General features: G+C 69.0%; 10 protein-coding genes. 6 read left to right on the top strand and 4 right to left on the bottom strand.

Annotation, left to right across the window (positions count from 1 at the left end):
• The first annotated feature begins 121 nt into the window (after positions 1–121).
• From ftsE to WPS_RS00275, 6 genes are all read left to right on the top strand, one after another.
• Positions 122–832, top strand: a complete 711-nt coding sequence (gene ftsE, locus WPS_RS00300) for a cell division ATP-binding protein FtsE (protein WP_317995874.1) — start codon at positions 122–124, stop codon at positions 830–832.
• The gene (ftsX, locus tag WPS_RS00295; RefSeq protein WP_317995873.1) at positions 798–1,670 is read left to right on the top strand and encodes a permease-like cell division protein FtsX; all 873 of its coding nucleotides are present in this window, start codon (positions 798–800) and stop codon (positions 1,668–1,670) included. The genes ftsE and ftsX overlap by 35 nt, the downstream gene beginning before the upstream one ends.
• Positions 1,667–2,581 (top strand): GGDEF domain-containing response regulator, encoded by a 915-nt coding sequence (locus WPS_RS00290; RefSeq protein ID WP_317995872.1) that lies wholly within the window; start codon positions 1,667–1,669, stop codon positions 2,579–2,581. The genes ftsX and WPS_RS00290 overlap by 4 nt, the downstream gene beginning before the upstream one ends.
• Before the next feature lie 2 nt (positions 2,582–2,583).
• The gene (locus WPS_RS00285) at positions 2,584–3,780 is read left to right on the top strand and encodes a murein hydrolase activator EnvC family protein (RefSeq protein WP_317995871.1); all 1,197 of its coding nucleotides are present in this window, start codon (positions 2,584–2,586) and stop codon (positions 3,778–3,780) included.
• Positions 3,781–3,933: 153 nt separating this feature from the next.
• Entirely contained in the window at positions 3,934–5,358 is a 1,425-nt protein-coding gene (locus WPS_RS00280) for a S41 family peptidase (RefSeq protein ID WP_317995870.1), read from the top strand.
• Positions 5,355–6,785, top strand: a complete 1,431-nt coding sequence (locus tag WPS_RS00275; protein ID WP_317995869.1) for a S41 family peptidase — start codon at positions 5,355–5,357, stop codon at positions 6,783–6,785. Before WPS_RS00280 ends, WPS_RS00275 begins: the two co-directional genes overlap by 4 nt.
• Here the strand turns inward: WPS_RS00275 and WPS_RS00270 are convergent.
• The 4 genes from WPS_RS00270 to WPS_RS00255 all read right to left on the bottom strand — a co-directional run bounded on the left by WPS_RS00270 (position 6,782) and on the right by WPS_RS00255 (position 11,869).
• A complete protein-coding gene (locus tag WPS_RS00270; RefSeq protein WP_317995868.1) occupies positions 6,782–7,408 on the bottom strand; it encodes a hypothetical protein in 627 nt (208 codons plus the stop codon). The two genes, WPS_RS00275 and WPS_RS00270, sit on opposite strands and share 4 nt — an antisense overlap.
• Before the next feature lie 336 nt (positions 7,409–7,744).
• Entirely contained in the window at positions 7,745–8,365 is a 621-nt protein-coding gene (locus tag WPS_RS00265; protein ID WP_317997579.1) for an HAD-IB family phosphatase, read from the bottom strand.
• Positions 8,366–8,373: 8 nt separating this feature from the next.
• Positions 8,374–11,370, bottom strand: coding sequence for an Rne/Rng family ribonuclease (locus tag WPS_RS00260; RefSeq protein WP_317995867.1), 2,997 nt, complete (start codon positions 11,368–11,370; stop codon positions 8,374–8,376).
• A gap of 292 nt (positions 11,371–11,662) precedes the next feature.
• Positions 11,663–11,869, bottom strand: a complete 207-nt coding sequence (locus WPS_RS00255; RefSeq protein ID WP_317995866.1) for a hypothetical protein — start codon at positions 11,867–11,869, stop codon at positions 11,663–11,665.
• Positions 11,870–11,884: the final 15 nt, after the last annotated feature.

Here is an 11,884-nt window from a genome sequence, read left to right as displayed (position 1 = left end):
CCCTCTCCGGAGCGTCACGTTTTTCATCCGCCGCGCCGAACACCGGGAGACGGACCCGCAGGTATCGGCCTGCACCCGCCCAATACGAACGTAACTTGACCCCGGAGTGGCTGTTGACCACATGATCAAACTCCGCGGCGTTTCGCTCGTGTACCCCAACGGCACCCGAGCGCTCGACGACGTCGATCTCGAAATCGAGAAAGGCAGCTTCGTCTTTCTGGTGGGCCATTCGGGCACCGGGAAATCGTCGTTGCTCAAACTGATGTACCGCGAAGAGGTTCCGACCTCGGGTGAGGTCGTCGTCGACGGCATCCGCGTCGACACGCTGCGCCGCGGCAGGGTGCCCAGACTGCGCCGCAACATCGGTGTGGTGTTTCAGGACTTCAAACTTCTCTCGCACAAGACGGTGTGGGAGAACGTCGCGTTCGCCCTGCAAGTCACCGGCACGCGCACGCGCGACGTGATGCGGATGGTGCCGCGGTCGCTCGACCTCGTCGGCCTCTCGCACAAGAGCCGGATGTTCCCCTCGGAACTCTCCGGCGGCGAACAGCAGCGCGCCGCGATCGCGCGAGCGCTGGTCGGAAATCCGAAGCTGCTGCTGTGCGACGAGCCGACCGGGAACCTCGATCCGTCGAACACGACCGAGATCATGGAGCTGCTCCAGCGGATCAACCTCAAGGGCACGACGGTCGTCGTCGCCACCCACAACCAACCGGTCGTCGACCGGATGCGCCGCCGCGTCGTGCGGCTGGAACACGGGCGCATCCTGCACGACGACGAGCGAGGATACTATTTCCGTGGACTGGGGCAGACTGCGGTTCTTCCTGGGTGAGGTTCTCGCGAACTTCACCCGCAACGCGGGGATGCAGTTCACGGCGATCGGGACCGTCGCGGTCACGATCGTCCTGCTGGGCTCGTTCCTGTACGTGCGCGAAACGATCCAGACGTTCGGCACCGGCGTCCTCTCGCAGATTGAGATCGCCGTCTATTTGAAAGACGACGTCGACGACGCGAAGGCCAGGGCGCTGGCGACGAAGTTCGCGCGCGACCGCCGGATCGCGCGCGCGACGTACGTCCCCAAAGCGCAGGGCATCAAACGCATGCAGCAGGTGCTCGGACGCGATTTCGACACCTCGCTGCTGACCTCGAACCCGCTCCCGAACACCTATCACGTGCAGGCGAAGGACGCCGATCTCGTCCCGGCGGTCGCCGCGTGGATCGCGAAAGACCCGCGCGTCGCGAAGACCGACTACGCCGCCGACACGGTGCAGAAACTGCTGAAGACGGCGGCGGTGCTCGGCCGCGCCGGGATCGCGCTGATCGCGCTGCTCTCGCTCTCCGCGGCGATCGTTATCGCCAACACGATCCGCCTCACGGTGTTCGCGCGGCGCCGCGAGATCGCGATCATGCAATTGGTCGGCGCGACGAACATGTACATCCGCATGCCGTTCATCGCGGAGGGCATCCTCGCCGGCGTCCTGGGCGCGGGGCTCGCGATCGGCGTCCTCGCGGTCGCGGAACGTCAAGTCGTCCCCAAACTCGCGCAGACCCTCGCGTTCGTCACCTTCCACGTCAACGAGACCGCGCTGTGCCTGGAACTGCTGGCGGTCGGCGCGGCGGTGGGGCTGCTGGCCTCGTGGTTCTCGGTCGGACGGCACCTGCGCACGTGAACCTGCGCTTTGCGTCAGGCGAACGCCGCGCGCCCTGCGAGGGGACGATCCTCATCGTCGACGACGACACGCGGCTGCGCGAGATCCTGCGCGCCAACTTCGAGGTCGTCGGCTACGACGTCGTCGACGTGCACGACGCGGCGAGCGCATTGGCGGTGCTCGACTCGCAGCGGCCCGATGCGATCGTCGTCGACGTCCTGCCCGCCGCCGGCAACGGTTCCGAGCTCGTCCGCACGATCCGCCGGCATCCGCAGGGTGCCAACGTCCCGGTGATCGTCCTCTCCGCGAGGATGCATCCGGACGACGCGATCCGCGGGCTCGACGCCGGCGCCGACGACGTCGTCGTCAAGCCGTTCGCCCCCGAAGAGATGATGGCGCGCGTGCGCGGCAAGATCCGCCGGGCCGCCGAAGACGCCGCGCTCCAGCCGCTTACGAAGCTTCCCGCCAACGGACCGATCGAGGCCGAGATCCGCAGCCGGCTCGCCGCCCGCACGCCCTGGTCGGTGCTGTACATCGACCTCGACGGCTTCAAAGCGTTCAACGACGCGTTCGGCTTCGCCAGCGGCGATCAGGTGATCGTGCTGACGGCGACGACGATCGCGGAGGCGGTGCGCAAGCACGGCGCCGCGGACGACTTCGTCGGTCACGTCGGCGGCGACGACTTCGTCGTGATCGTCGCGCCGGCGCGCGCGCGGGAGGTCGGCGAATCGATCGTCGCGGCGTTCGACCGCGAGATCCGCACCGTCCAGCGCGACACGCGCGTCCCGTGCTGCACGGTCTCGATCGCGATCGTGAACGGTTCGCGTTTCCCCTCGACGTACGAGCAGATCGGCGAACGCGCCGCCGCGGTAAAGAAAGAAGCCAAACGCCGGCGCGGCTCGGTCGTCGTGAGCGAAGCGGAGCTCCGCTGAGGATGCGCCGCGCGGTCGCCCTCGCGCTCGCCGTCGCGCTGGTGCCGTGCGCGGTCCGCGCGCACAGCCACGTCGACGAGAAGATCCAAGCGCAGAAGGCGAAAATCCATGCGGTGCACGTCCAGCTTCATCAGAAGCGGGCGCAGCTCGACGACGCACGGTCGCGCGTCACCGCGATCGCCGGCCAGCTCGCCGCGACCAACCGCAACATCGCCTCGGTCAACGCCCATCTCGGCGATCTCGAGACGCAGATGCGGTCGACGCAGCGCAAGCTGGCGTGGAACACGATCCAGCTCGACGCCGCGCGCAAGACCCTGCATCGCCACCAGGACGCGCTCTCGCGGCGCCTGGTCGACGCGTACGAACACGGCGACCTCGGCTATCTCGACGTCCTGCTCAGCGCGCGCTCCTTCGCCGATTTCGTCGAACGCTGGAACGACATCCGGTTCCTGGTGAAGGCGAACGAGGCGACGATCCGCGCGCGCCGCGCCGACGAAAAACAGGTCGCGACGCTGCAGGGTTCGCTGCTCGGCGCGCGGGCCGAACTGCAGTCTCAGGAAAGCCAGGTGCACCAGCAGCGGCTCGCGCTCGACAGTCTGGCGCAGCAGCGGACGCTGCTGCTCGCGGCCGCCGATCAGCAGCGCGCGCAGGTGCAGAACGAGGTCCAGCAGCTCGACTCGATGTCGGAGGAAGAGGAAGCGCAGCTCAACGCGCTCGTCCTCGAGAAGCAGCGCGAGCTGGAAGCCGAGCGGGAAGCGCGGCGCCGCGCGGCGCGGCTCGCCGGCCAGGAAGTCCCGCCCGAACCGGGCGCACCCGGCCAACTGATGTGGCCGCTGTCGGGGCCGATCACCTCGCCGTTCGGCTACCGCATGCACCCGGTGTTCCACCGCATGATCCTCCATGCCGGGATCGACATCGGCGTCCCCACCGGGACGACGATCGCGGCGGCCGCCGGCGGTCACGTGATCGTCGCGAGCTATCAGGGCAACTGCGGGAACATGGTCGCGATCGACCACGGCGGCGGGCTCTCGACGCTCTACTGCCACATGTCGCAGATCTTCGTGGGCGTCGGACAGGACGTCCAGCGCGGGCAAGCGATCGGCGCCGCCGGGGCGACCGGCGACGCGACCGGCCCGCACCTCCACTTCCAGGTCGACCTGCACGGCCAGCCCGTCGACCCGATGAGCTACCTGCGCTGACCCCGTCACCCTGACGGGGGCTGGATCACAGGTCCCTCGGAGGGAACGGCGGCACCGTTAAGCCTCCATGATCGGCTGGAACAAAGCGCGTGCGAGGCGGGTTCTACGGATATACTGCAAGTCCACGCCCACTCGCGCCACAAGGACCGCCGTTTGACCGCCCGCATTCGACTGTTGTCTGCCGCCCTGGTCGTTCTCGCCGCCGCGCTCGGCGGCGCCGCGTACGCGGGGCGCGCCGGCGCGTCCGCCGATCCCCTCGGCACCGCCGCCGCACCGACCGTCGTGATCGGTGACCGCAAGGTCATCGGCCTCGATCTCTCCACGCTGCTCGGTCGCGGCGACCCCCAGCACCAGATGATCGTGCTGGCATACGAGCAGGTCGAGCACGCGTACTACAAGCCCGTCGCCGACAACTTGCTGGTCACCGGCGAGCACACGGCGCTGGTCAAGTTTCTGCAGTCGAAAAAAGTCGCGAGCCCGCAGGTGCCGCAGAGCACCGCGACCGGCGAGCGCTCGCGCGATCTCGCGATCCTCGAGAACACGCTGGCCAGCGTGCAGCAGCGCTACGCGTCCGTCGCGCCGCGCGACACCTACACGCAAGTCGCGCTGACCGGGATGCTCAACGGCCTCGGCGATCCGTACACGACATACCTGTCGCCGCAAGAGATCAGCGGCCTCGACGAGCAGCTCCACGGCGGCGATTTCGGCGGGATCGGCGTCTACATCGTGCAGGACGCGAAGACCGGAGCGGTGCTGGTCGACCCGATCGACGGCAACCCCGCGATCAAAGCCGGTATCCGCGCGGGCGACGCGATCCTCGCCGTCGACGGCAAGTCGACGTCGGGACAGAAGCTCGACACCGTCGAGCGCGAGATCCGCGGCCCCAACGGATCGACGGTCGCGCTCACGATCAAGCGGCACGCTACCAGCGCGACGACCACCGTGCACGTGATGCGTGCGCAGATCCGCGTGCCGTCGATCCGTGCGAAGGTCGAAGACGGGATCGAGTACGTCCGCCTCTCCGACTTCGGCTCGAACTCGGCGCAGGAAGTGCGCCAGGCGTTTCTCGACGGCAAGCGCCGCAACGTGCGCGGCTATATCCTCGACCTGCGCTACAACGGCGGCGGTCTGCTCGATGCGGCCGTCGACATCTCGAGCCTGTTCATCCCGCAGGGGACGATCGTCGCGACGATCGACCGCGCGGGAAACCGCGACGTGCGCAGCGCGACGGGCAACGCCATCGGCGCGAAGCCGCTGGTGGTGCTGGTGAACCGCTACACGGCGAGCGCGTCGGAGATCACGGCCGGTGCGGTGCAGGACTACGGCGTCGGGACGCTCGTCGGCGAGAAGACGTTCGGTAAGGGCGTCGTTCAGAGTCTCTACAACCTCCCCGACAAGGGCGCGCTGAAGATCACGACCGCGCGCTACGTCACCCCGAAGGGACGCGACATCCATCACAAGGGCATCCAGCCCGACGTCACGGTGACCCAGCGCGTCGACCTGCCGATCATCGACACCCCGGCCGACAAACAGCTGACCGCCGCAAAACAGATCATCGCAAAGGACGCCTCCTCATGAACCGCCTCGTACCCTTGGCCCTCGCCGCGCTGCTGGGACTCGCGACCGCACCGGTCCCCGCGGCGACACCCGCCGCCGTGGCGATGACGCAAGGGCAGACGCAAGAACTCATCGAGAGCTACGCGCGCCTCTCATCGGACTTCTACAAGAAGGTCGACGCGCAGGCCGCGCTCGACGGCGCGCGCACGTCGATGATCGAGTACCTCAAGAAGAAACACGTCGCGAACCCGACGCTGCCGCAGGCACGCGCCGGCGGCGACGATGCGAGGACGGCGGAAGCGCTGCAGCGCGAGGTTTCGACCGCCGTCGCCGCCTATGCGCCCAAACTCGAACCGGCCGATTCACTCTCCGGTTCGACGCAGATCACCTACGCCGCGATCACCGGCGTGCTCTCGTCAGTGAAGGATCGCTACACGGTCTTCCTGACGCCGAAAGAGTACGCGGCGCTCAACGAGGGGCTCGACGGCACGTCGTTCGGCGGCGTCGGGATCTCGTATTCGATCGACGACAAGACGAAGTTCCTGCACATCGAGAACGTCATCCTCGACGGTCCGTCCGACAAGGCCGGCGTGCTGCCGGAAGATGCGATCACCGCGATCGACGGCAAGCCGGTCCCCGCACTTCTCGAAGGCGCGACGACGGTCGAACTGCAGCAGAAGCGCGTGACGCAGGCGCTGCGCGGCGATCCGGGGACGCGCGTGCGTCTGACGATTCAGCGCGCCGGCAAAGATCTCGAGCCGGTGACGATCACGCGCGACACGATCCACCAGCCCAGCGTCGCCTCGAAGATGCTGCCGGGCGCCGTCGGCTACGTCGATCTCTCGGTCTTCGGGCAGACGACCGGCGCCGAGCTTTCGACCGCGCTCAAGCGCCTCGACGCGCAAGGCGCGAAGGCGTACGTCCTCGATCTTCGCTACAACGGCGGCGGCTATCTCAACGCCGCGGTCGACGTCGCGTCGAAGTTCATCTCGAACGGCCCGATCGTCAGCGTGCAGTCGCGCGCCGGGACCGACACGGAGTACGACGCGGAGAACACCGCGATCGCGCCGCGGCCGCTCGCGGTGCTCGTCAACCAGTACACCGCCTCGGCATCGGAGATCACCGCCGGTGCGATTCAGGACGCCGGCGTCGGGACGCTCGTCGGGGTGAAGACGTTCGGGAAAGGCGTCGTGCAGACGATCTTCCCGATGCGCGACGGCTCGGCGGTGAAGATCACGACCGCGCGCTACTTCACGCCGAAGGGCCGTGACATCAACAGCGTCGGGATCGAGCCCGAGATCCGCAGCGAGCTTCCGAAGGAACTCAAAGGGATCCGGATGGGCGATCCCAAGACCGACCCGCAGCTCATGGCGGCGCTGACGTACGTCAACGGCCGGATCGCACAAACGGACGGCGCGGCGCGGCCCGCCGCCGCGACCGCGCACTAAGCGTCGACGACGCGATCCGCGAGCGCGGCGACCGCCGGCTCGCGGATCCGCGTCTTCCGCAACTCGGCGAGCTCGCGGGCCTCGAGATGGTTGGCGATCGAGATATCATCGACCGCACTACTGCGGGATGACGTGCAGGAGCCGAACGCCGCGATGACTTTCGCGGGATCGAGCGCGACGCGTCCGGCTGACGCGAACTGCATGTTTGCCGCATGGCGCGCGGTCAGCGCCCCCGCTCGCGGCGCGCGCCAGAGAAACGACGGCTGCAGCAGATCGCGAAGTGTGGGTCGATCCGCCGGCTGCGCGCAGACGACGAGCGGACGATACCAAGCGAGGAATCCGAACGCGTGGCCGCGTTCGGCCACGACGAAGGCTCCCCAGCCGTCCTGCTTCCATTCCAGCACCCACGCCCACGGCTTGCCGGCGGCGTACGGGTTGATCGGCGAGCCGTCACTGGTCGGATCTACGATCGAATCGCCGGCGTCGAGGACGAACGCCTGCGGCGCTCGCAGCACGCCTCGCCGCGCCGCGGCGTCGACGGGCGCAGCGGTGCGCGTGCGCAGTTCCTCGAGTGCGGCACGCCGTTTGGCGCGGCTCTTCTCGTCCATCCCGCGTGCGGCCATCGCTGCGAGGTCGCTGCCGTCGTCGATGATCGCGAGCGCCGGTCTCGCGCGGACGCGCAGTCGATCCCGCGCTTGGCGAACTGATCGGCGCCGACGAGCCAGAACGCCGTATGATCGGGATCCGCCGGATCGTCGGCCGCTTGCGGTTCGGCATCGCGCACGTGTCAGAGCAGTTCGTCCGCCGCGAACGGCAGGCGCGCGACGGCCCGCACCGTGCTTCGCAGATCCTGCGCGAAATCGCTCGCGTACAGCCCGATTCCCCACGCGCCCATGCGCCTCGATTCGCAGCGGTACGGCGCCCCAACGTTTTTGCGCGCGACCCGCGCGGCGCTCGGCTCAGCGTTCCGCGGGCACGACGTCGATCTCGGCGAACGTCGCGAACGGCGTCATTGCAACGCCCTGGTCGCGGCAGTAGCGCTCAAGTGCGCGGCCGGCTTTCGCGAAGCGCACGTCGGCGGCGAGGGCCGCGTCGAAATCGCTGATCCCGTCGCCGATGTAGACGGTCTGCAGCCCCGCGTCGCGTGCATCGCGGACGCGCGCGGCCTTGTCGTGACCGTTCGCCGAATCGTCGAGGAACGTCAGCTTCCAGCCGTCCGCGTCGAAGACGACGTCGTTCGCGAACACCGGAACGTCGACGCTCGCGCGCTCGAGCGCGGGGCCGATGATCTGCCGCAGCCCCGACGAGACGACGCTGACCGACGCGCCGTGCGCGTGCGCGCGCCGCACGAACGGCGCGAACGTCGGATCGACCGGCGCGTGCCGCTCCAGAAACGCGAGCGCCTCGGTGCGCGAGAGCCGCACGAGTGCGGCTTCGCGTTCCAAGGCTTCGCGCAGCGTGATGCGGCCGGCGCGCAGATCGCGCTCGAATCCGTGCCATGCGTCGTCGCCCGCGAAGGTACGCACCAGCAGATCGAACGTGTCGACGCCGGTGATCGTGCCGTCGTAGTCGACGAAGATCGCGAGGTTCAGCGTTTCTTCCGGGTCGTCGTCGCTTTCTTCGCCGCAGGCGCCTTGCGCGTGCCGCTCGCGGCCTTCTTCGCGGCGGTCGCCTTCTTCGCCGGAGCCGCCTTCACGGCGCCGGCTTTCTCGGCAGTCGCCTTCTTCGCCGTCGTTTTTTTCGCGGCGGCCTTCTTGGCGGGCGCCTTCGCCGCGCCGGCGGCTGTCGCCGTCGTCTTGCGCGTACGCGGCTTGGTCGCCGGCGCAGCGGTTTCGACGGCGGGTGCGGCGGCCTCGGCGGCCTTCGTCCGCGACGTGCGGCGCCGCGGCGTCGCCTGGGCGACGGCAGCCTCGGCGGCCGGTGCGGGGAGCGCGGGGACCGGTGCGGCCGTCTCCAGTCTCCCGCCGCGGGCCGGTGTGTCGGCGAGCGGGCGGCGGCGCCGGGTTGGGCGGGCGGCCTTCACCGCTTCGGCCGGCTCGGGAGGCGCGGTAATGACGGCCGGCGGCGGCTCGAGTGCGATCTCGCCGCGCTCGCGGTTCCAGGGCGCGATCGCGCGAGACGGCACCGGCGGTGCGGTCTCGCCCGTCGGATGCGCGGCCCCGCCGGCGTCGACGCGGAAGATATGCCGGTCGGGGACGGCGCCGGGCTCGCCGCTCGCGGCGGCCACGGCCTGCCCCTCGGCGCCCGCGCCTCCGCGCCCGCGGCGACGGCGGCGACGGCGGCGACGTTTCCGCTCCCCGTTCTCGCCGGGGACGCCCGCCGCAACCGCAACGGCGTCGGCTCCGGAGCGCTCCTCGAGTTCCTCGTCGTCATCGAGATCGGCGTCGACCGCGACCGCGCCGGCCTGGCTGCGGATCGGCGCGGCCGCCGAGGCGGCAACGTCAGCGGCTCCGCCGCGCCCGCGGCGACGGCGGCGACGGCGACGGCGGCCCTCTTCGGACTCCGTCGCATCGCCGTTGGGCGCCGGCATGACGCCGGCGGCGGCGGCCGGGGTCTGCGGCGGCGCCAGCGGTGCGGACGAGAGCGCGGCGACGCGGTCGCCGGAGAGCTTCTCGCCGGGGAGGATCGCGGCGCGCGGACCGGAGAGCGACTCGCCCCGGAGCAGCGCGACCTTGCCGTCCGCGGCCTTCTGCGCGGTCGTCTTCGGGGCGGCGTTCTTGGCGACGACCTCATCGGTCGTCGAGATCCCGATGGCGGTCCGTCCGCCCAAGCCTTTCTCGGCTTCTTCTGCGAGCTCGCGCAGTTCGTCGGCCTGCTCGGCGGCGGTCAGCTCGCGACCGCGGCGGCCCTTCCCGCCCCGGCGGCGGCGCTTCTTCCCGCCTTCGCCGATCGCGACGGCGGCTTCGACCGGCGTGCGCGCTTCGGCGAGGATGTCGCTGCCGTCGACGTCGATGATCCGGATGCGGATCGTCTTGCCCGCGGCGTTGACCGCGTTCTCGACCTCGACGATCCGTCCGGCGACGATCGCCGCCGCCGAGGTCGCGTTCGGGAGCCGCGTCGAGAGCAGCTCGACCTCGTACTCGTCGCCGACGCGGATCTGACCGAACGGCGGGAGGTTGTCGTCGCCCCAGACGATGCGCGGGCGTTCGGGATGGACGGCAGGATCGACGAACACGTCGATCTGCGCGCCCAGCTGTTCGGCGAGCTTGAGACGCTCGTCCGCGTACCAGTACTCCGCCTGCGCGGCGACGATCGGCGCCGCCGCGATGTGCACGTGTTTTGCCGCACCGTTGCGGTGCGCGGAGATCTCGCGGAACGCGCCGATCGTCACGGACTCCGGCGACATCACGCTACCGAGCCCCTCGCACGTCGGGCACTTCCCGCGCAGCTGCTGGCCGAGATCTTTGCCGACGCGCTTGCGCGTGAACTCGAGCAGGCCCAGCGGCGAGAACGACTGGATCGTCGAGCGCGTGCGGTCCTTGCGCAGGCCTTCCTGCAGCGTCGCGATGACGCGGTTGCGGTCGTTCTCCGACGACATGTCGATGAAGTCGCAGACGATGATCCCGCCGATGTCGCGCAAGCGGACTTGGCGCGCGACCTCGGCGGCCGCTTCGACGTTGGTGCGCACGATCGTGTCGTCGAGGTTCTTGCCGCCGGTGAACTTCCCGGAGTTGACGTCGATGACGGTCAGCGCTTCGGTCGATTCGATCACGATCGAGCCGCCCGACGGCAGTTTGACCGTCGGCCGCATCAGCCGCGCGATCTCATCGTCGATCTTGAAGTCGGCGAAGAGCCGTTTACCGTGCTCGTAGTATTGAATGCGTTCGACATACTGCGGTCCGAGCAGGCGCATGAAGTCGCGCACGTTCTCGGTTTCCGTCTCGTCGTCGAGCCACACGTGGCCGACCTCCGGCGTGATGAAGTCACGCGCGGTTTTGTAGACGAGGTTCATGTCCTTGTGCAGCAGCGCCGGCGCGGCGACGCGTTTGTACTGTTCGAGGATCCCGTGCCACATCCGGATGAGCACGCCGAGATCGGCGATCAGTTCGGCGTTGGAGACGTTGGCGGCCGCGGTGCGCACGACGGTCGCCATCCCTTCGGGACGGATCGCCTTCATGATCGCCTTGAGCCGGTTGCGTTCGTCGGCGGACTCGATCTTGCGCGAGACGCCGCTGAACTTGCCGGTCGGCATCAGGATCAGGTAGCGTCCGGGGAGCGAGATGTTGGTCGAGACGCGCGCGCCCTTGAGTCCGCGCGGCTCCTTGACGATCTGCACCAGGACGTCGTCGCCGCGGCTGACCTTCTCGGTGATGGTGTAGCCGCTGCGGCCTTCCATCACCTCGACGTCACCGATGTTGAGCGGCGTCTTGTTGATGTCGTCGACGTAGAGGAACGCGTTGCGCCCCAGTCCGATGTCGACGAAGCTGGCACCCATCCCGGGCAGGACGTTGACGACCTTGCCTTTGTAGATGGAGCCGATGACGCGTTCGTCGCGCTCGACGTAGATCTCCGCGAGACGACCGTCCTCGAGGATCGCGACGCGGTTCTCCCACGGATCGCTCGAGATCAGGATATCGGTCGACAAAGTACGTGGCCTCTCTCGGGCGACGGCGGCCGTTCATCCGCGCACACATCGCGACGACGTGCGACCTCGGGTTCGCTTACCTTGAGCGAGAAGCCGAGCAGCGTGTCATCGAGCGGGCACCACGGGCGGACGCATTCGCCCCTATCGGTATCGTTGAAAAACTAGCGAAGGCACTCGGTACGATCCAACGTCGCCGCTCTCGGCGAACGCGATCGCTCGTCGCGTGCTCTCGGGGTTTCTGTTCCGGCACCCGCGGGGATGGTCCTTTGCTCCGGCGGCGCCTTGCGGCCGCTCACTCGTCGGTGATGTCGTCGGCAGAGCCGGGATAGCTCGCCAGTTCGTCCTGTGCGAGCTTCAGGCGGCGGCGCACGATCTCGATCCGGTTGTGCGCGCCGACCTCGGCCCCGAAGGCGCGGCCCCGCAGCACGACCCGTGTCGCGAGGTCTTCGACGTCGCGGCTCGCCGCCTCGAGCTGCTCCAGCGGCGTGTCGTCGCTCATGGGCACGCTCCTTTC

This window comes from Vulcanimicrobium alpinum (assembly GCF_027923555.1).
GTDB classification, from domain to species: Bacteria; Vulcanimicrobiota; Vulcanimicrobiia; order Vulcanimicrobiales; family Vulcanimicrobiaceae; genus Vulcanimicrobium; species Vulcanimicrobium alpinum.
Note: the sequence above shows the minus strand (reverse complement) of the source record. Positions and strands in the feature narration are given on the sequence as shown.